The sequence below is a fragment of the Streptomyces sp. NPDC001980 genome, assembly GCF_040296885.1.
GTDB lineage: Bacteria > Actinomycetota > Actinomycetes > Streptomycetales > Streptomycetaceae > Streptomyces.
Window position 1 is genome coordinate 20,201 of the sequence record NZ_JBEOYD010000001.1, and the last position, 18,621, is coordinate 38,821.

General features: G+C 74.2%; 15 protein-coding genes and 1 pseudogene. 10 read left to right on the plus strand and 6 right to left on the minus strand.

What is annotated here, in order from left to right:
• Positions 1 to 27: 27 nt before the first annotated feature.
• From ABT137_RS00115 to ABT137_RS00125, 3 genes are all read left to right on the plus strand, one after another.
• Positions 28 to 543, plus strand: coding sequence for a hypothetical protein (locus ABT137_RS00115; protein ID WP_351700006.1), 516 nt, complete (start codon positions 28 to 30; stop codon positions 541 to 543).
• Between the two features lie 124 nt (positions 544 to 667).
• On the plus strand, positions 668 to 1,162 hold the full coding sequence (locus ABT137_RS00120; RefSeq protein ID WP_351700008.1) for a tyrosinase cofactor: 495 nt from the start codon (positions 668 to 670) through the stop codon (positions 1,160 to 1,162).
• Positions 1,146 to 2,012, plus strand: a complete 867-nt coding sequence (locus ABT137_RS00125; protein ID WP_351700010.1) for a tyrosinase family protein — start codon at positions 1,146 to 1,148, stop codon at positions 2,010 to 2,012. Before ABT137_RS00120 ends, ABT137_RS00125 begins: the two co-directional genes overlap by 17 nt.
• A gap of 64 nt (positions 2,013 to 2,076) precedes the next feature.
• Here ABT137_RS00125 and ABT137_RS00130 read toward each other — a convergent pair whose 3' ends face one another.
• Together ABT137_RS00130 and ABT137_RS00135 are read right to left on the minus strand one after the other, a co-directional pair.
• The gene (locus tag ABT137_RS00130) at positions 2,077 to 2,361 is read right to left on the minus strand and encodes a chaplin (RefSeq protein ID WP_351700012.1); all 285 of its coding nucleotides are present in this window, start codon (positions 2,359 to 2,361) and stop codon (positions 2,077 to 2,079) included.
• Positions 2,362 to 2,483: 122 nt separating this feature from the next.
• Positions 2,484 to 3,455: a D-2-hydroxyacid dehydrogenase family protein gene (locus ABT137_RS00135; RefSeq protein WP_351700014.1), complete on the minus strand. Its 972-nt coding sequence runs from the start codon at positions 3,453 to 3,455 to the stop codon at positions 2,484 to 2,486.
• A gap of 294 nt (positions 3,456 to 3,749) precedes the next feature.
• On the opposite strand from ABT137_RS00135, the gene ABT137_RS00140 reads away from it, so the two are divergent.
• A complete protein-coding gene (locus ABT137_RS00140) occupies positions 3,750 to 4,409 on the plus strand; it encodes a TetR family transcriptional regulator (RefSeq protein ID WP_351700016.1) in 660 nt (219 codons plus the stop codon).
• Positions 4,410 to 4,512: 103 nt separating this feature from the next.
• Entirely contained in the window at positions 4,513 to 5,202 is a 690-nt protein-coding gene (locus ABT137_RS00145) for a GAF and ANTAR domain-containing protein (protein ID WP_351700018.1), read from the plus strand.
• Positions 5,203 to 5,237: 35 nt separating this feature from the next.
• Here the strand turns inward: ABT137_RS00145 and ABT137_RS00150 are convergent, their stop codons facing one another.
• On the minus strand, positions 5,238 to 5,873 hold the full coding sequence (locus ABT137_RS00150) for a TetR/AcrR family transcriptional regulator (protein WP_351700020.1): 636 nt from the start codon (positions 5,871 to 5,873) through the stop codon (positions 5,238 to 5,240).
• Between the two features lie 136 nt (positions 5,874 to 6,009).
• Between ABT137_RS00150 and ABT137_RS00155 the strand changes: the two genes are divergently transcribed.
• The 5 genes and pseudogenes from ABT137_RS00155 to ABT137_RS00175 all read left to right on the plus strand — a co-directional run bounded on the left by ABT137_RS00155 (position 6,010) and on the right by ABT137_RS00175 (position 13,945).
• Positions 6,010 to 7,137, plus strand: a complete 1,128-nt coding sequence (locus tag ABT137_RS00155; protein ID WP_351700022.1) for a VOC family protein — start codon at positions 6,010 to 6,012, stop codon at positions 7,135 to 7,137.
• Positions 7,138 to 7,189: 52 nt separating this feature from the next.
• Positions 7,190 to 8,125, plus strand: coding sequence for a fumarylacetoacetate hydrolase family protein (locus ABT137_RS00160; RefSeq protein WP_351700025.1), 936 nt, complete (start codon positions 7,190 to 7,192; stop codon positions 8,123 to 8,125).
• Positions 8,126 to 8,290: 165 nt separating this feature from the next.
• Positions 8,291 to 9,919, plus strand: coding sequence for a bifunctional 3-(3-hydroxy-phenyl)propionate/3-hydroxycinnamic acid hydroxylase MhpA (gene mhpA / locus ABT137_RS00165; protein ID WP_351700028.1), 1,629 nt, complete (start codon positions 8,291 to 8,293; stop codon positions 9,917 to 9,919).
• Positions 9,916 to 10,764 (plus strand): annotated as a pseudogene (locus ABT137_RS00170) (AMP-binding protein); the annotation flags it as partial. The gene mhpA and the pseudogene ABT137_RS00170, both read left to right, overlap by 4 nt.
• A gap of 388 nt (positions 10,765 to 11,152) precedes the next feature.
• Positions 11,153 to 13,945 (plus strand): helix-turn-helix transcriptional regulator, encoded by a 2,793-nt coding sequence (locus ABT137_RS00175; protein ID WP_351700031.1) that lies wholly within the window; start codon positions 11,153 to 11,155, stop codon positions 13,943 to 13,945.
• A 113-nt stretch (positions 13,946 to 14,058) separates the two neighbouring features.
• Here the strand turns inward: ABT137_RS00175 and ABT137_RS00180 are convergent, their stop codons facing one another.
• The 3 genes from ABT137_RS00180 to ABT137_RS00190 all read right to left on the minus strand — a co-directional run bounded on the left by ABT137_RS00180 (position 14,059) and on the right by ABT137_RS00190 (position 18,514).
• Entirely contained in the window at positions 14,059 to 14,730 is a 672-nt protein-coding gene (locus ABT137_RS00180) for a hemerythrin domain-containing protein (protein ID WP_351700033.1), read from the minus strand.
• Between the two features lie 13 nt (positions 14,731 to 14,743).
• Positions 14,744 to 15,661 (minus strand): TIGR03619 family F420-dependent LLM class oxidoreductase, encoded by a 918-nt coding sequence (locus tag ABT137_RS00185; RefSeq protein ID WP_351700035.1) that lies wholly within the window; start codon positions 15,659 to 15,661, stop codon positions 14,744 to 14,746.
• A gap of 192 nt (positions 15,662 to 15,853) precedes the next feature.
• Positions 15,854 to 18,514: an AfsR/SARP family transcriptional regulator gene (locus tag ABT137_RS00190; RefSeq protein ID WP_351700037.1), complete on the minus strand. Its 2,661-nt coding sequence runs from the start codon at positions 18,512 to 18,514 to the stop codon at positions 15,854 to 15,856.
• Positions 18,515 to 18,621 lie beyond the last annotated feature (107 nt).

The following is an 18,621-nucleotide window of genomic DNA, read 5'->3' on the forward strand; positions in this document are numbered from 1 at the left end:
TCGCAGCCCGAAAGGCCCGTACCTGATATGAAGCCGACCACCCGAGGAACCCTTGCCGTCGTCGTGGCGGGCGTCGCCGTCGCCGTGGGCGCGGCCGCCACGCCCGCCGCCGCGACCGGCGGAGTCCCCGTCCCCGTGCCCCTGGACGGCGTCGAGAAGTCCCTCGGCATGCAGATGCCCAAGCTCGGCATGGAGCTGCCGCTGCTGATCCCCGGCGTCCCCGAGGGGCCGCGCTACGTCGAGGGCCGGCTCATCCCGGAGGGGGCGCTGCCGCAGGTGCCGATGAACGGCCAGCTGCCCGGCGTCGGCCTCAGCGTGCCGCTCCCGCGCGCCCTCGGCGCCGGCTTCGACCACGTCGGCGTCGACATCCCCGCCTCCGACCTGCACACCCTCACCCCCGGCCTGGAGCTGGACGCCCCCCTCAGCGCACCCGACCCGCAGCACTACGGCCTGCCGCACCTGAAGATGCCCGTGGTCGGGGTGCTCGCCCCGGTCCTGCAGACGGTCGTCGGCGGCAACCTGGGCGCCGGCCCCGGCAAGTGACCCTTCTGGCGGTACGGCCCTTTCGGCCCGTTCCCGCGCCGGACGGCAGCGCGGTGGTGACCGGGCGGCCCCTCCGACGGTTACCGGTACCGACAGTGGTCGGTGAACCGTACGAGGAGTGAGCATGGTCGTCGGAGTCGGTGGTGTGGCGGTGGGCGCGGAGCCGGGAGCCGGGCAGCCGGGCAGAGCCGGGGCGGGCAGACCGACACGGCGCGAGGTGACGCGCGGGCTGTTCGCCTCCGTGGTCGCCCTGGTGTTCGCCCCGGTCGTCGCGGCCTCCCGTCCGTCGCCCTCGGCGGACGGGCCGGCCGGCACCTCCTTCGACGAGACCTACCGGGGCCGCCGCATCCGGGGCGCCCTCGTACCGGCGGCCGAGCGGGCCGTCGACGACGGCGAGTGGCAGGTCACCGTGGACGGCCGGCCGCTGCACCTGATGCGGCGGGCCGACGGCACCTGGCTCAGCATGGTCGACCACTACAGCTCGTATCCGACCCCGCTGGCGGCGACCCGGGCGGCCGTCGACGAGATGGGGCCGGGACAGCGGCTGCGCGATCCGGCGCCGGGCCCGACGGGCGGGGGACACATGCACATGGGGGGAGACCATGGCGTACGTGCGTAAGGACGTCAGCAGGCTGACGGCCGCCGAGCGGGGGCGGCTCGTGAAGGCGTTCCTGGAGGTCAAGCGGCGGGGCGAGTACGACGAGTTCGTGCGGACGCACATCGAGTACTACACCCCCGACGGCGAGGACGGGCTGCGCGCCGCCCATATGGCACCCTCCTTCCTGCCCTGGCACCGCCGCTTCCTGCTCGACCTGGAGCGGGCCCTGCGCCGGGTGGACGGGTCGGTGACGGTGCCGTACTGGGACTGGACGAGGGACCGTTCGGCGTCCGGGGTGCCGTGGACGAAGGACCTGCTCGGCGGGACCGGCCGGGCCCGCGACCAGCAGGTGATGACCGGTCCTTTCGCCTATGCGGCGGGGCACTGGACCATCACGGAGGGCATCACCGACGGCGAGTTCCTCGCCCGGGACCTGGGCCGGGCCCGCGACCCGATCGACCTGCCCACCGGGGCCGAACTCGACCGGGCGCTGGCCGACCCCGCCTACGACGTCCCGCCGTGGGACTCGACGGTCACCCGGGGTTTCCGCAACCGGCTGGAGGGCTGGGGGACCGGCAGCGGCAAGGCGTCCTGGCACAACCACAACCGGGTGCACCGCTGGGTCGGCGGCGCGATGCTCGGCGGCGCCTCCGTCAACGACCCCGTCTTCTGGTTCCACCACGCCTTCCTCGACCTCCAGTGGGAGCGGTGGCAGGCCCGGCACCGAGGGCAGCGCTACCTGCCGGCGAAGCCGCCCGGCCCAGGCGACCCGCAGCACGACCGGATCGTCGCCCGGGGCGGGAAGCTGCCGCCGTGGGACGTCACCCCCGAGTCGCTGGAGGACGTGAGCCGGATCTACCGGTACGCCTGAGGTGTCCCGGACAGAGGAGGAGCCCCGGCGCCCAGGGCGCCGGGGCTCCTCCGCGGGCGGTGGCTCAGGAGCCGTAGCCGCCGTTCTTGCCGTCGCCGCTCTTGAGGTGACCCTCGTTGACGCAGGTGCCGCCGAACGCGGGGTTCAGCAGACCGATGACGTCGACGGTGTCGCCGCACAGGTTCACCGGGATGTTGACCGGAACCTCGATGACGTTGCCGGACACCACGCCGGCCGAGCCGGCGGCGTCGCCGATGGCGCCCGCGTCGGCCAGGGCCAGGCCGGCCCCGCCGATCACCACAGCGCCGGTGCCGAGGGCTACGACGGCGGCCTTCGCGATGCGAGACATCACGTTCTCCTTCTTGTTGCTCGGGGAGTGCGGCGGCAGGACCAGCCGCCGCACTCCCCGTTCAACGCCCCGACCTGCGGCTGGTCACGCCGATCACCGGACGATCACTCCAAGGGCCGGAGTCAGGACACCCCTTGAGGCAGCCGCCGTACCGGGGCGCCCGCCAGGAAGGCCCGGATGTTCTCCACGGCCTGGCCGTAGTACGTCGTGTAGTTGGCGTAGGAGACGTAGCCGAGGTGCGGGGTGGCCAGCAGTCGGGGCGCGGTGCGCATCGGGTGGCCGGCGGGCAGCGGCTCGATGTCGAAGACGTCGACGCCGGCGCCCGCGAACCGGCCCTCGTGCAGCGCGGCGAGCAGCGCGTCCTGGTCGACGATGGCCGCGCGGGAGGTGTTGACGAGGTAGGCGGTGGGCTTGAGGAGGGCGAGTTCGGCGGCGCCGAGCAGGCCCCGGGTGCGGTCGCCGAGCGCCAGGTGGACGGAGACGAAGTCGCTGGAGGCCAGCAGGTCCTCCTTGCTCGGGGCGAGTTCGACCCCGGCCTCCGCCGCGCGCTCCTTGGTGAGGTTCTGGCTCCAGGCACTCACCTGCATGCCGAAGGCGAGGCCGACCTGGGCGACCTTGCTGCCGATCTTCCCGAGCCCGAGCAGTCCGAGCCGACGCCCGTGCAGATCGGCGCCGACGGTGGACTGCCAGGGGCCGCCGCTACGCAACGCCGTGCTCTCCTGGACCAACCCCCGGGCCAGCCCCAGCAGCAGCGCCCAGGTCAGCTCGACCGGCGGAGTCGACGAACTCTCCGTACCGCACACCGTGATCCCGTGCGCCTCGGCGGCCGCGTAGTCGATGACGCTGTTGCGCATCCCGGAGGCGATCAGGAGCCGGAGCCGGGGCAGCCGGCCGAGCAGCGAGCCGGGAAAGGCGACGCGCTCGCGCAGGGTGACGACGATGTCGAAGTCGACGAGAGCGGCCACGAGTTCGTCCTCGTCCCCGAGATGCTCCCGCACCGGGACGACCTCGACCTGACCGGACAGCGAGGCCCAGTCCCCGAACTCCCCGGCCACCCCTTGAAAGTCGTCGAGTACAGCACAACGAAGAACCATTACTTCACCGTACCGGCCACTCCGACGCGAACCTCGGCCGCGTACGCCACCGACCGGATCGGGGTGAACGCGCTGTTCGGCCACCCCCGCGCTGACCCGGATCCGCAAGGGGATTCACCGCGCACTTTTCCAGGCTCTTCGCAGTGCCCTTCCGGTTCCTTTCCGGAAGGGCCACGAGGGCCCTTTTCAGCTTCAGGCGCACACCCGCATGGTGACAACGTTGTCCCGGGTCTCGGGCCGCCCATGCCAGAATGAGGGCGCCCGTCGTCCGTCCGGTCTTCATCGAGGTTGTCCGTGTCCCAGCCCGTCGGCCGTGTGCCGCAGCGTCGCAACGCACGGTCCAACCGGGCGCGGATCCTGGCCACCGCCCGCCAGGAACTCGGCCGTAACCCGGACATCACCCTGGAGGAACTGGCCCGCGCCTCCGGTGTCGTACGGCGCACGCTCTTCGGGCACTTCCCGGGGCGGGCCGCGCTCCTGGAGGCGCTGGCCGAGGAGGCCGCCGAGGCGCTCCGTGCCGCCGTGGCGCGGGGAGCGGAGCCGGCCGAGCCGGCCGGCCGGGCCCTCGCGCGCTTCTCCCTGTCGATGTGGCCGGTGGGCGACCGCTACCGGATGCTGCTGGCCCTAGCCCACCGGGACCTGGGCGCGGAACGCGTAGCCGAGATCCTCCGGCCCGCCCGGGTCCGGGCCACGGCCGTCGTGGAGCGCGGCCAGCGGGACGGCGTCTTCCACTCCCACCTCCCGCCCGCGGTGCTCGCCGCCGCCCTGGAGGGCATGGCGATCGCCCTGCTGGAAGAGGTCAACACCGGAACGTTCGAGGACGACGGCACCCGCACGGCCGTCGCCACGCTCGTCGCGGCCGGCGTCCCGGAGCAGCAGGCCCGCACGGTGGTCGACGAGACCGCCGCCGAGATCGCCGCCGAGGCCGTGCCGGAGGATCCCGCCGAGGCCTGAACCGCGCGCTCCGGCGTCACGGGCGCCTCGTGGGCCCGGTCCGGTGGGCGTGGCATCCTGAGGGCGCGGCTTCGGCGCAACCGACCGGGAGGTGGTGGGCGCGATGGACTGGGCCCGGTTCGCGCAGCAGCTCGCGGCGATGGCGCGGGATCTGCTGGCACAGGAGTCGGTCGACGCCACGCTCATCCGGATCACCGCCTCGGCCGTGGAACTCGTGGAGGGCTGCGACGCGGCCGGCATCCTGGTGCTGCACGGCGGGAAGGTGCGGACGCTCGCGCCCACCGAGCAACTGGTCGTCGACAGTGACCTGTTGCAGGAGCGGCTGGGCGAGGGGCCCTGCTTCGACGCCGCCCGCACGAGGGCGGGGGAGCGGGTGTTCCGGATCCGGGACCTCACCCGGGAGCAGCCGGGCTGGCCCGCCTTCGCCCCGGAGATCCACCGGCTCGGCGTCGGCAGCATGATGGGCTTCCTGCTGTACACCGAGGACGAGGAACTCGGCGCGCTGAACATCTACTCCCGCCGGCCCGGCGCCTTCACCGAGGCCAGTGAGCTGGCCGGCTGGCTGCTGGCCTCGCACGCGGCGGTCGCCTTCTCCAGCGCCCGCACCCAGGCCCAGATGGAGCAGGCCGTCGCCACCCGCCACCTGATCGGCGAGGCCATGGGCATCCTCATGGGCAGTCATCGCCTCACCGAGGAACAGGCCTTCGACGTGCTGCGCCGCTACTCGCAGGAGAACAACGTCAAGCTCCGCGAGGTCGCCCGCCGGGTCTGCGACCAGGGCAGCTTGTCCTAGCGCAGGCCCTGGCCGTCAGCCGCCGTCGGCCGCCGTCAGCCGATGCCGGGCAGCGGGCGCCGGGCCACCTCGTGGGCGTCGTCCGGCGGTACGCCCAGCATGCGCAGGACCATCTCGGCGAGGTTCGCCGCGGCCTCGTCGCCGTCCACCTCGGGGCGGGCGAACCGCAGCTCCACCAGGGACAGCAGGCTGCCGCCGAGGGCGCACAGGGCCACGGTGGGGTCGGCGACGGTGAAGCGGCCGGAGGCCGTGCCCACCTGGACGTCCCGCAGCGCCCGCCTGGTCAGGCCGTTCTCGGCGTGGATGTGGCCGAGGCCGCGGCGGCGCAGGACCTGCATCAGCTCCGGGTGCGAGTCGGCCATCCGGGCACTGAGCCGGAAGCCCGCGGCGACCAGCTCCGCCGGGTCGTCGATCCCGGTCAGCCGCTCGTCGAAGGCCTGGCCGAACTCCTCCAGGGCGTCCACCACGGCCGTCTCGAACAGCTCCGCCTTGGAGTCGAAGTGGTTGTAGAAGGAGCCGAACCCGACGTCGGCCTGTTCGGCGATCGCCTGGATGCTGGCGCTGGTGTCGCCGGTCTCGGCGAGGATGCGCCGGGCCGCGCGCACGAGCGCCTGACGGGTCTCGGCGCGGCGTCGCTCGAACCGGTTGCCGGGCGGGGCTGACGTAGACATGCGCAGAGTCTAGCCGCGGTGCCGATGACGGTCGCAGTACTGATGGATTCATCAGTTAACTTCACGGAACGTCTTGACGATGGAAATCTCATGATTGATGATTTCGTCATTACGGCGATGTCGCTCGGAGGGCACCATGTCTGAAACCGTCAGGACGGCCCACCAGGACCTCCACAGCGAGCAGGGCGCCCTGCGCGGCGAGCATCCGGGCCGGTCCCGGAACCCCGTGATCAAGGTGGCGGACCTGGCCTGGCTGGAGTTCGAGAAGCCGGACCTGGACCGGGCCGAGGTCTTCGCCCGTGACTTCGGGTTCGCCGTCGCCGCCCGCACCGACGGCGAGCTGTGGCTGCGCGGCACCTTCGCCGGCTCGCCGTGCATGGTGATCCGCAAGGGGCGCACCGGCCGCTTCACGGGGCCGGTCTTCCGGGCGGCCGAGCGCTCCGACCTGGACCGGCTGGCCCGGGCGACGGGCACGGAGGTGCGGGACGCGGATGTTCCGGGCGGCGGAAAGGCTGTGAGCCTGCTCGACCCGTCCGGCTTCCCGGTGCGGGTCGTGCACTGCGGCGAGCGGCTGCCGGCGCTCCCCGAGCAGCGGCCGCTGCTGCTCAACTCCGGTACCGATCACCGTCGTACGAACGCCCCCCAGCGGCCGCCCCGCGAGCCGTCCCGGGTCCAGCGGCTCGGTCATGTGGTACTGGAGACCCGGGTGTTCGGGCAGGCCCTGGACTGGTACCTGGACACCCTCGGCATGATCGTGTCCGACTTCCTGTTCCTGGACGGGCAGCGCGAACGGGGCCCGGTCATGGCCTTCGTCCGCTGCGACCTGGGCGGCACACCGGCCGACCACCACACCCTCGCCATGCACCTGGGGCCCGGCACGGGGTACGTCCACTCCGCCTACCAGGTGACCGACCTGGATTCCATCGCGGCCGGCGGCGAATACCTCAAGGAGCGCGGCTACCGGCGGAGCTGGGGCATCGGACGGCATATCCAGGGCAGCCAGCTCTTCGACTACTGGCGGGACCCGGACCGCCTCATGCTGGAGCACTTCGCCGACGGCGACCTCTTCGCCGGCGACGTCGAACCCGGCTGGGCGCCCATGTCCACCAGCGGCCTGGCCCAGTGGGGACCGCCCGCCACCCGCGACTTCCTCGGCGCGAGCCCCTCCCCGCAGCGGGTCCGTGACGTCGTCCAGGCGCTGCGCGGCGACAACGAGATGGACGCCGCCCGCCTGCTCGGCCTGCTCAAGGCCGCGAAGTCCTGAGCCCGGTCACAGCGAGCCCCTTCACAGCGCCCCCTTCACAGAGAGCCACCTCATGAGCACCAACGTCCTGCGCACCGCCGACGGCTGGTGGGCCGTCCGCGGCGAACGCGCCGTCCCCGTCCGCACCCAGGCCGCCACCACCGCCGAACTGATCGCCGACCGCGCCGCCGTACAGGAGGCGGCCGCCTCGGGGGAGCCCGGCACGCCCGTCGCCGACCTGGCCGCACTCTCGCCGGTCACCACCCCCTGCCGGATGGTCGCCCAGATGGTCAACTACCGCAGCCACGCCCGTGACTCGGGCTTCACCGGCGACATCCCGCCCGCCTTCTTCCGCAAGGCGTCCGGGTCGGTCAGCGGCCCCGGTGAGGCCATCCGCCGGCCCGCGCACGTCGCCCTCCTCGACTACGAGGTCGAACTCGGCCTGGTCATGGGCGCCCCGCTGCCCGTCGGCACCGTGGTCGGGGAGCGGGACCTGCCGTCGTACGTCGCCGGACTCGTCGTCACCGACGACGTCAGCGCGCGGGACGTGCAGCTCACCAGGACGCAGTTCTACGAGAGCAAGTCGTACCCCACCTTCACGCCCACCGGGCCCTACCTCGCCCTCCTGGAGCCCGAGGACTTCGCGCACCTCCTGGACCTGCGGCTGCGGTTGAGCGTCAACGGGGAACCGCGTCAGGACCGCACCCTCGCCGACATGATCGTCCGCCCGGCCCGGGCGCTGACCCTGCTCGCCCGCTTCCAGGCCCTGGACCCGGGCGACCTGCTGCTGACCGGCACCCCGGGCGGTACCGCCCTGAAGGCGCCGCCGAAGCCGGTCGAGAAGCTCGGCGCGCTGCTGCCGCCCGCCGTGAAGTGGAAGGCGTTCTTCCGGAGCCAGGCGAAGAACCCGCGCTACCTGCACACCGGGGACGTGGTCACGGCGACGATCGCGACCCCGGACGGCCGGATCGACCTCGGCGAGCAGCGCACGCCCGTCACCGACGCGTAGGCGCTCCGCTGGAAGTGCCGCCGGGTGCCGTGTGCAGTGTGCCGTGTGTCGGCTGCTGCGCCGTCGTGGCTGGTCGCGCAGTTCCTCCCCCAGCCTTCGGCCGGGGGTACCCCCAGCGCCCCGTACGGGGCGCTGCTCCGCTCTGTACCTCCGAAAGAGCCGCACATGACCGTCAAGCCATCCTTGGCAGACGCACCCGTAGTGATCATCGGTGCCGGGCCGGTGGGTGTGACCGCCGCCCTTCTGCTCGCCCGGCGCGGAGTCCGCAGTGTCGTCCTGGAACGCCACCGGGACGTCTACCCGCTCCCGCGCGCCCTCGTCGTCGACGACGAGGTGCGCAGGATCCTCCAGGCCGTGGGCGTCGGCGAGGAGTTCGCCGCGATCGCCCGCCCGGGCAACGGGCTGCGCCTGCTCGACGCCCGGCACCGGGTGATGGCCGAGTTCCGCCGCGCCGGGCACGGACCGCACGGCTACCCGCAGACCAGCATGTTCGAGCAGCCGCAGTTGGAGCGGCTGCTCCGCGCCGAGCTGGCCCGCCGCCCGGAGTGCGAGCTGCGCGGCGGCGCGGAGGTCACCGGGGTCGCCGCCGTCGGGCCGGACAGCACCGGACCCGTGCGGGTCGCCTACCGCGACGACAGCGGCGGGCACGAGCTGCGCGCCGCGGCGGTGCTCGGCTGCGACGGCGCCAACAGCCTCACCCGGCAGGCGATCGGGGGCGTCTGGGAGGACCTTCGGTTCGAGGAGAGCTGGACCGTCGTCGACGTCCGCACCCCGGCCGCCGTCCGCTCCTGGGGCGGGGTCGACCAGGTCTGCGACCCGGACCGGCCGGCCACCTTCATGCGCGTCGGCGAGGACCGCTACCGCTGGGAGTTCCGGCTCCGCGAGGGCGAGTCCCGGCCGCTGCGGGAGCTGGTCGCGCCCTGGCTGCCGCGGTCGTACGACGGGGAGTTCGAGGTCGTCCGCGAGACGGAGTACACGTTCCGGGCGCGGATCGCCGACCGGTGGCGCGACGGCCGGGTCTTCCTCCTCGGCGACGCCGCCCACCTCACCCCGCCGTTCATCGGACAGGGCCTGTGCGCGGGGCTCCGGGACGCCCACAACCTCGCCTGGAAGCTCGCCCGGGTGCTCCGGCAGGGCGGCGACGAGCGGTTGCTGGACACCTACGAGAGCGAGCGCCGACCGCACGCCCGGCACATGATCCGGCTCGCGGTGGCCCTGGGCTGGGCGATGACCGGCGGCCAGGACGGCGTCGCCCCGCTGCGCCGCAGGCTCCTGGCCGCCGCCTGCCGCGTCCCCGGCCTGACCACGGCGTTCGGCCGCGACCTCAGCCCGGCCCTGACCGCCGGCCCCCTGGTCCGGCGCGGCACCCGCCGCGGCCTCGCCGGCACCCACTGCCCGCAGCCCTGGGTACGTGACGGCGGCCGCCGCGGCCGCCGGGTCCGCCTCGACGAGGTGCTCGGCGACGGCTTCACCGTCCTGACCGCCGCCGCTCCCGCGCCCTCGCCGGCCGCGCTCGCCCACGGACTCGGCGTCCGCGCCGTCCCGGTGACCGGCCTCCACGACGACGGCACGCTCGCCGCCTGGCTGCGTGCCGGCCGGGCCGACGCCGTCCTGCTGCGACCGGACCGGGTCGTCCTGGACGTCGTCCCGGCCGGCGGCCGCACCTTCACCGAGACCGCCGCCTGGGCGCCCCTGCTGCACACCGCGCGCAGCCCCCGCCCCGTCGAGAACCTCGCCGAGAACCCCGTCGAGAGCCCCATCGAGAACTTCCTGCCGAGGAGCACCACGTCATGACCCGCCCGGCCTCCCACACCAGCCCGGCCCCTTTCGCCACCCCTGACCCGCAGGCCGTCGCGGACAGCCGCATCATGGACTTCGCCCGCCGCAACGGGCGGGACGGCACCGACTACGCCGCCCTGCACCGCTGGTCGGTCACCGACCTGGAGGGCTTCTGGGCCGCGGTCTGGGAGTACTTCGGCATCGACGCGGCCACCCCGTACCAGCGGGTGCTCGCGGAGGAGCGGATGCCCGGCGCCCGCTGGTTCACCGGGGCCACCCTCAACTACGCCCACCACGCGCTGCGCGACCTCCCGGCCGACCGGCCCGCGGTCGTCGCCCTCGACGAGACCGGCTCCGGGTACGAGGTGACCGGGGACCGGCTGCGCGCCCAGGTCGGCTCCGTCGCCGCCACCCTGCGCGACCTCGGGGTCGGACCGGGCGACCGGGTCGTCGGCTACCTCCCCAACACCCCGCACGCGATCGTCGCGTTCCTCGCCGCCGCGAGCCTCGGCGCCGTGTGGTCGGTGTGCGGGCAGGACTACGCGCCGCGGGCCGCCGCCGCCCGGTTCGGCCAGCTCGACCCCGTCGTGCTGGTCGCCGCCGACGGCTACCTCTTCAACGGCGCGACGCACGACCGCCGCGACGCCGTCCTCGAACTCGCCGAGGCCCTGCCGACGCTGAAGGCCACCCTGCTGGTCGACCACGTGGGCCTGCCGTGGCCAGCCCGGCCGTACCCCTCGCTGGTCGTCCCCTGGGAGGACGCGGCCACCCGTACCGAGGAACTCGCCTGCACCCCGGTCCCCTTCGACCACCCGCTGTGGGTCGTCTTCTCCTCGGGTACGACGGGACTGCCGGGAGGTCCCGGTCAAACGCCTGCTCCAGGGCGCCCCGGTCGCCGAGGTCGCCGACCCGTCCGCCGTGGACGCGCCGGACCTCCTCGGCCACTACGCCCGGCTGGGCGCCGCGCGCCGGGAGCGGTCCGTGTGAGCGCCGGCCCGGTCGCCCGCGCCGTCGTCCTGTCCCCGGCGAGACCGGCCCGGCCGTAGGGCGCGTGGTCGCGTGGGCGGCGGGACTACGCGGTGCACGGGATGCGGGGCCGGCGGGCGCGGAAGAAGGCTGGGGCCGTGCTGTCCGGGTGGCTGGAGAGCTCCGACCGCGCGGCATCCGCTCGCTCTCTCTCCTCCTCGGCCCGGGAGCCCGGGAAGCGGCACTCGGGCACCGGACGACGAGCGTGGGAGTTGAGTGGTCTTGGGTCGTGGCACGCCGCTGCGGGGTCGTTCCGAACAACTGTCGCTGGGGCTGGCGGTGTTACGCCGTACGGTCCGCTCCGGCCAGAGCGGGATCGTGCTCGTCACCGGCGAACCGGGGATGGGCAAGAGCGCCCTGCTGGACGCCCTGGCCGGTGAGGCGGCCCCGCTCGGGTTCGTGATCGGGCGCAGCTCCGTGGACGAGATCGCCCGGACCTCGCCAGGCGCACCGCTGCTGATGGCGCTCAGGTCGGGGCCGCTGGCCTCGGCCGGAGCCGGAGCCGGTGCCGGGGCCAGGGAGATCGCCGAGCTCGACGGACTGTCGGCGCGGCCCCTCACCTTCATGGACCGGATCGGCGAGATCCTGGAGCGCGCCGCCGCGGACACCCCCGTCCTGATCGCGGTGGACGACGTGCAGTGGGCCGACCAGCTCAGCCGTACGGCGCTGGCCGCGCTGCCCGCCTGGCTCGCGGGACATCCGCTGGTGTGGGTGTTCACCAGCAGGGACGCCGACTGCCCGGTCTTCCGTGACCTGACGGCCCGTACCACCCCCTCCGCACCCGTCACCGTCGTCCCGCTGGCGGCCCTCGGCCGGGACGACGTCCAGCAGATCGCCCGGGACCGGCTCGGCCGCCGCCCGTCGGAGCCGGTCCGCCGGATGCTCGACGGCGTCGGCGGCAACCCCTTCCTCGCGGTCCAGGTCCTCGAAGGGCTGGTCCGGGCCGAGGCGCGCGGTGAGGCAGCCGAACGCGTCCCCGACGAGTTCATCGCGGGCGTCCGCCGGTCGCTGGCCGGCCTCGGCCCGGCCGCCGCCGACGTGGTGCGGATGGCCTCGGTGCTGGGCCGGACCTTCGCCGTGGACGAGATGGCCGAACTCCTCGCCCCCCGGCACGATCACGCCGCCGTCGCCACCGGTGTCGAGGCGGCCCTCGCCTGCGGACTGCTCGGCACCGTCGAGCACCGGATCGGCTTCCGCCACGACCTGGTCCGCGAGACCGTCTACGGCGCCCTCTCCGACGGCGCCCGGCGCCGCTTCCACCGCGGCTGCGCCGCCTTCCTGATCGGCAGCGGCCACAGCCCCCTGGAGGCCGCCCCGCACGCCCGGCTCAGCGTCACCGGGGACGACGAGGCCTGCGTACGGATCCTGCGGGACGCCGCCGAGGAGGCCGTACCGGCGCTGCCCGAGACCGCCGGGAAGCTGATCACCGAGGCGTTGCGGCCGCTGCGGCCGGGCAGCCGGGTGTGGCGGGAGACGGGCGAGCACGGCGTGGACGTACTGGCCCGGGTGCAGCGCGCGGCCGACGCGGTCCGGCTCGCGGAGACGCTGCTGCGGCGGACCGGCGAGCCCGAGACGACGGCCCGGATCCAGGTGCTGATGTCCCGCGCGCTGTGGCTGACCGGCAACCTCGGCGACTCCGTCGAGCGGATCGGCAGGGTCCTGGCGCTGCCCGGCATCTCGCCGGCGCTGCGGGCCCGGCTGGAGGCGGCCCGGGCCCTGGCGCTGACCGGCCACGACGCCACCGCCGCCCGGGCCGTGGCGCCGGCCGCGCTCCGGCAGGCGCGGGCGGTGGGCGACCGGGAGGCCATGGTGCTCGCGCTCCAGGCGGTCGGGGAGGTCGGCCGCAACTCCGGGCACCACCTCGACGCCATGACCGCGTTCCGCGAACTGCGCGAGCTGGAGGGCGTGAACCACGTCGCCGGCGAGATCATCGAGCTGCAGCTCCTCGACCGCTACGAGGAGTCGGAGGCGCTCATCGCGGCGGCCCTCGCCGACGCCCGGGACGAGGTCGAGGCGGTCCGGCCCTCCCTGCTGTCCGCCCACATGTGGCACGACTTCAACCTCAGCAGGCTGGACGACGCCGAGTCCGGGGCCCGGGCGCTGATCTCCTTGAGCGGCGAACTGGGCGGCCATGTATACGAGTTGGACGCGGTCGTGGTGCACGCCTCGGTGTGCGCGCTGCGCGGCGAGTGGGCGCAGGCCAAGCGGCTCGTCGCGGCCCGGGAGAGCCGGAGCAAGGCCGACGACGGCATCCGCAAGCCCAGCCTGCGGCTGATGCGCGGCTGGTTCGCCGCGGCCGAGGGACGGCCCGCGGACGCCGTGGACATCCTGGCGCCGGTCCTCTACACCGCCCTTGAGTCCAGGACCTGCTGGCCCTGGTGGCCCGGCTGGACGCGGATGCTGCTGGCGATCGGCACGGCCGCGGGCGACGAACGCTTCGCCAAGGAGGCGCTCACCCTCGCCGAGGAGGGCGCCGCCCGCAACCCGGGGGTGGCCAGCTACGAGGGGATCGCCTACCAGACCCAGGGCCTGGCCCGACAGGACCTCACCCTGCTGGAACGGGCCGCCGACACCCTCCGCCGCAGCCCCCGCCCCGAACTCCGGGCCGGCGGCGCCGCCGACTACGGAAGGCTGCTCGCGGCCCGGGGCCGGCGCGCGGAGGCCGCCGTCCACCTGGACCGGGCCTGGGCCGTCTACGACCGGATGGGCGCCCGCCCGGCGCAGGACGCACTGCACCGCGCGGCCCGCAAGGCCGGCATCCGGCGCCCCGCCTGGTCCGCGGGGACCTCCCGCCCGGCCCACGGCTGGGCCGCCCTCACCGAGGCCGAGACCCGGGTCGCGGCCCTCATCAGCGCCGGCCACACCAACCGGTCGGCGGCCGCCGAACTCGGTGTCTCGCCCAACACCGTGGGCACCCACCTGCGCTCGGTGTTCACCAAGCTCGACGTCAACTCCCGCGTCCAGCTGGTCAACGCCCACCGCAACCGCACGGACGAGCCGTCCGGGATCCGCTGAGCAGCAGCGTCCCGGCGCTGGGGGTACCCCCGGCCGAAGGCTGGGGGAGGAACTGCGCGACCGGCCACGACCGGCGCCGCAGTCGGCAGATCGCGGCACTTCCCGCGAAGCGCTCAGCGCGCCGCGACCCCGTACAGGCGGGCCTCCCGTCGGGCGTGCGAGCGGCGGCCGGACAGCCGCCACAGGACGCGGGCGGGCAGCGGCGCCTTGGTGAGCAGCGTCCGCTGCTCATCGGGGGTCGCCACCGCCATCAACGCGCTGAAGGCGCGCAGCAGATGCTTCCGGTCCAGCTTCGCCAGGCTGATCTCGCCGAGCTCCTCCCATTCGGCGACGCTCAGGCAGTCGGCGGCCAGCGGCAGGATGGTGTTCTCCTCCTCGTCCATGTGCGCGGTCAGCACCGAGCCCAGTTCGGTGAGGTGCGCCGCCACCTGCTCGCACAGGGGCGGCCGCGGATCGGCGGCCAGCCCGTCCAGCGCGTCCGTCACCCGCGTGACCAACTCCTCTAGCCGGTGGTGCTGTTCCGCCATGCGCGCGATCGCCCCGGCCTGCCCGGCGGTCCGTGCCGCGAGCCGGGGCCAGAGGAACTCGTCCTCGCTGGTGTGGTGGGCCTCCAGACCCATGAGCATGAACCGCACCGCGTCGACGACGAGCGCGGCCCGCGCGGTGTCGCCGGGCCGCAGCCCGCGCACCAGATCGGGCAGTTCCGCGCACGAGTGACGGAAACTGCGGTGCACCACCACCATGTCGTGGACGTCCGGCTTCGAGCTGTCCGCTGCATCAGTCATGGTCATGTATTCCTCAGCCCTTGCGCAGGAGTTCGTGGAAGCGGTGGGCCAGGTCCGTCAGCTCTTCCGTGCTCCGTGCGGTCTGCTGCAGGTCGACGAGGACCTCGTCCACCCCTGCCGCATGGGCGGCGAGCAGGTAGTCCGCGACCTGGACGACCGTTCCCCGGTGCGGAACGGCGTCGCCCGGTGCGGCCTCGGCCGTCACCACGGGGTTCACCCGGACGACGGTGCGCAGGGCGTCGGGGTCGCGTCCGTTCGCCTCGGCGATCTGCCGGATCTGCCCGATGACGTGGGCCAGTTGCGGCACCGGCAGCGCGACTCCCGCCCAGCCGTCGGCGCGCCGGCCGATCCGTTCCAGCGTGGCCGGAGTGAAACCGCCGAGGAGCACGGGCGGGCGGGGACGCTGCACGGGCAGCGTTTCGAGGTGCGCACCCGGGATCGTCCACAGCGCCCCCCGGTACTCGGCCGGCGAACCGGACCAGACGTGCTCCAGGACGTCCAGGATCTCCTCCATGCGCGCCCCGCGTCCCCGCCACGGCACACCGATGGCCTCGTACTCGTCGGACGACCAGCCGAGCCCGAACCCGATGTCGAGCCGCCCCTCGCTGAGGATGTCGACGGACGCCAGGGAACGGGCCAGCAGGAGCGGGGAGTAGAAGGGCGCGTTCAGCGTGCTGGTCCCGAGGCGCAGCCGGCGGGTGGCGTGCGCCAGGAAGGACAGGGTGGCGACGGGGTCCAGGAAGGTGCGGAACCCCTCCGGTACCGGACCACCGCCGGGGTAGGGGTCACGCGGCCGCGTCGGTACCAGGGCCCGGTCGCCCACCCAGAGGCTGTCGAAGCCGATCGCTTCGACCGTGGCGGCGAACCCGGAGATCGTGGCGGGGCCGGTGAACAATCCGTACTGGGGAGCTCCCAGACCGATCCTGAGCATGTCTGTCACCTGTTCGGGGAAGTGCTGCGGTCCGTTCCCGGATCACCCTGCCGAACACGGATCGACGTCCGGTCGACGGCGCGTGAAAGCGGGGCCGACGCGGTGAGCGAACCGGTTCGGTCTCGGCTTCGGCTTCGGCTTCGGCCTCGGTCTCGGTCTCGGCCCCGGTCTCGGCTTCGGCGAGGGACAGCCTCAGCGCTTCGCCGCTTCCTCCCGCAGGCGGTCGCTCACCTCGTACACATGCTGGGCCGCGGAGATGTTCACCTCGGCCCGGTCCGAGCTCAGCGCGGTGAACAGGCGGCCCACCTCCCGGCTGAAGAAGGCCGGGCTGTTCGGGTCGTCCTCGGCGCCGGCGACGGCCTCCGACTCGGCGAAGTACCGGACGGCCTCGGCGGTCCGGCCCTGGTCCGCCAGGACGACCGACAGCAGCCGGGTGGACATGAAGAACGGCACCGGGTCGTCGACGGCGTTCTCCCGCGGGATCGCCTCGCGCAGATCGGTCTCCGCCGCTGCCAGGTCACCGCGGATGAAGGCGAGCCAGGCCCGGATGTGCCGGGTCTGCGCCTGCCACGCGGGGTCGTCGCCCCGCTCGGCCGCCGCGACCGCCTCGTCCGCGATGCGCTCCAGTTCGCGCTGGTGTGCGGGCCCGGCGAAGAGCCCGCTCGACGCGACCACCGACAGCGCGGCGACGGCGATCCGCGCGGCGTCCGGGATGTCGCGCAGCACCCGGGAGAACACCGAGACCAGCAGGGTGTGCTCGGCCAGCAGCCAGGCACGCGCCTGCCCGGCGTCGTCGAACCGCAGTCCGGTCAGCGGCACGGAGAAGAGGTGGGTGCTCAGCGAGCCGGCCTGTTCGGTCGCGCTCATGGCCTGGAGCAGGGTGGCGTGCAGGAACATCGTCAGCCGCACCAGCGCCGCCTCGCGGTCCGCGACGGGATCCTCGCGATCGGCACGCCGGGCGGCGAACGCCCGTACCAGGTCGTGGAATCGGTAGCGGTCGGCCGAGTGCGGTTCCAGCAGACCGGCCTCCACCAGGTGCTCCAGCTGCTCCTCGGTCTCCTGTTCGGGCCGGTCGAGCAGCATCGCCGCGACCGCGACCGGGAAGTCGGCGGCGTCGAGCAGCGCGCACAGGCGCATCGCCCGGGCCCGGTCGGGGGCGAGCGCCCGGTAGCCGACCTGGAAGGTGGCCTCCACCGACATGCCTCCGGCCCGCAACTCGTCGAGCTGGTGCTCCTCGGCGCGCAGCCGCAGCAACTGCGCACCGAGCCCGCGGCCGGGACGAGCCGCCGTACGGGCACCGATGATGCGCAGCGCCAACGGCAACTGCCCGCACGCGTGCACCAGTTCCAGCGCCAGTTCCGGGGCGGCGGCGATCTCGGCGTCGCCGGTGAACCGGCCCAGCATGGCCACCGCCTCCCGCTGATCGGGCACCGGTACCTCGAAACGCGTCGCACCCGGCGGTACGAGCGACCGGTGCCGGGTCGTGACCAGCGCGGCGTTGCCGGGGGTGCCCGGGAGCAGCGGTGTCACCTGGGCGGTGTCGGACGCGTTGTCCAGGACCACCAGGATCCGGCGATCGGCGGTCAGCGTGCGGTAGGCCCCGGCGCGGGCGGTGGGCGTCGCGGGGATCCGGGCGGCGGGCATGCCGAGCGCGAGGAGGAAGTCGACCAGTACGTCGGCGGGATCGGCGGGGCTGCCGCCGTCACCCCGCAGGTCCACGTAGAGCTGCCCGTCCGGGTAGTCGCCGCGGATGCCGTGGGCGACGCGCAGGGCGAGCGCGGTCTTCCCGACGCCGCCGATGCCGCTGAGCACCGCGAGCGCGACCGCCTCCCCGCTGGGCCGCAGCGCGAGCCCGAGCCGCTCCCGCAGCCGCTCCCGGCCGACGAAGTCGCCGGGTGCCGGGGGAAGTTGCTGCGGGCGGACGCCGGCCGGGACCTCCTCGTCCCGCGTCGTGGCCGACCGGTCGGCTCCGTCCGCGGCGCCCGGACCGAGGCCGCCCGGCGGCGTCGTGGGGGCACCGGAAACACCGGCGGACCCGGTGGCACGGGGCGAGGCGGTGACACCGGCGCCGTTCATCCCGGCCTGCGACCGGACGGCGTCGGGCTCGGCGCCGCCGAGGATGCGGGCCTGCAACTCGCGCAGTTCCGGTCCCGGATCCATGCCCAGTTCGGCCACCAGGGTCTCGCGGGCGGCGGCGTAGACCGCCAGGGCCTCCGCCGTCCGCCCGGCGCGGTACAGCGCACGCATGCGCAGCGCGTACAGGTCCTCCCGCAGGGGATGGTCGGCGATCAGCGCGATCAGTTCCGTCGCCACCCGGGCGTGCTCGCCCAGTTCACCGGCACACTCCAGCCGCGCCACCCGGGCGTTCAGCCGCAACTCGACGAAGCGTCGGCGGTGCCGCTGGGCGTAGGGGCCGGGCACGCCGGACAGCGGCTCCCCCGACCACAGCGCCAGCGCGGCGTCGAAGGCCCGCAGGGCGGGGCCGGTCCGTCCCGCGGCCCTCAGCTCCTCGCCGTCCCGGACGAGCCGCTCGAAACGCAGGGCGTCGACGGCCTGCTCCGGGATGTCGAGCTGGTACCCGCCCTGCGTGGTCTCCAGCCGGGAGCGTTCCTCGCCCAGCGAGAGGCGGATGCGGTAGACGTACGTCTGCACGGAGCGCACCGCGTTGTCGGGCGGCTCTTCCCACAGCGCGTCGATGAGGCGGTCGAGGCCGCACTGGCGTCCGTCTCCGAGCAGCAGCCGCGCCAGGACGGCGCGCTGCAGAGGGCTGCCCAGATCCAGCTCGCGCCCGTCGTGGCGGCCACTCAGCGGCCCCAGCAGCCCGAACTCGTACGCTTCCCCCGCCGTCGCCACCTGCCAGAGCTTAGCCGTCCGGACAGGCGCGTCACGCGGCTCCGAGCGGGCCGCACCGGCCCGCCGGTCACCGCGGGCGCCACGACGGGAGATCCACCACCGCCACG

What these genes read in the sequence shown, in the direction of transcription:
- ABT137_RS00120 (WP_351700008.1), top strand. Translation starts at nt 668, where the DNA reads ATGGTCGTCGGAGTCGGTGGTGTGGCGGTGGGCGCGGAGCCGGGAGCC.
- ABT137_RS00155 (WP_351700022.1), top strand. Translation starts at nt 6,010, where the DNA reads ATGTCTGAAACCGTCAGGACGGCCCACCAGGACCTCCACAGCGAGCAG.
- mhpA (WP_351700028.1), top strand. Translation starts at nt 8,291, where the DNA reads ATGACCGTCAAGCCATCCTTGGCAGACGCACCCGTAGTGATCATCGGT.
- ABT137_RS00180 (WP_351700033.1), bottom strand. Translation starts at nt 14,730, where the DNA reads ATGACTGATGCAGCGGACAGCTCGAAGCCGGACGTCCACGACATGGTG.
- ABT137_RS00185 (WP_351700035.1), bottom strand. Translation starts at nt 15,661, where the DNA reads ATGCTCAGGATCGGTCTGGGAGCTCCCCAGTACGGATTGTTCACCGGC.
- ABT137_RS00130 (WP_351700012.1), bottom strand. Translation starts at nt 2,361, where the DNA reads ATGTCTCGCATCGCGAAGGCCGCCGTCGTAGCCCTCGGCACCGGCGCT.
- ABT137_RS00125 (WP_351700010.1), top strand. Translation starts at nt 1,146, where the DNA reads ATGGCGTACGTGCGTAAGGACGTCAGCAGGCTGACGGCCGCCGAGCGG.
- ABT137_RS00135 (WP_351700014.1), bottom strand. Translation starts at nt 3,455, where the DNA reads ATGGTTCTTCGTTGTGCTGTACTCGACGACTTTCAAGGGGTGGCCGGG.
- ABT137_RS00160 (WP_351700025.1), top strand. Translation starts at nt 7,190, where the DNA reads ATGAGCACCAACGTCCTGCGCACCGCCGACGGCTGGTGGGCCGTCCGC.
- ABT137_RS00145 (WP_351700018.1), top strand. Translation starts at nt 4,513, where the DNA reads ATGGACTGGGCCCGGTTCGCGCAGCAGCTCGCGGCGATGGCGCGGGAT.
- ABT137_RS00150 (WP_351700020.1), bottom strand. Translation starts at nt 5,873, where the DNA reads ATGTCTACGTCAGCCCCGCCCGGCAACCGGTTCGAGCGACGCCGCGCC.
- ABT137_RS00115 (WP_351700006.1), top strand. Translation starts at nt 28, where the DNA reads ATGAAGCCGACCACCCGAGGAACCCTTGCCGTCGTCGTGGCGGGCGTC.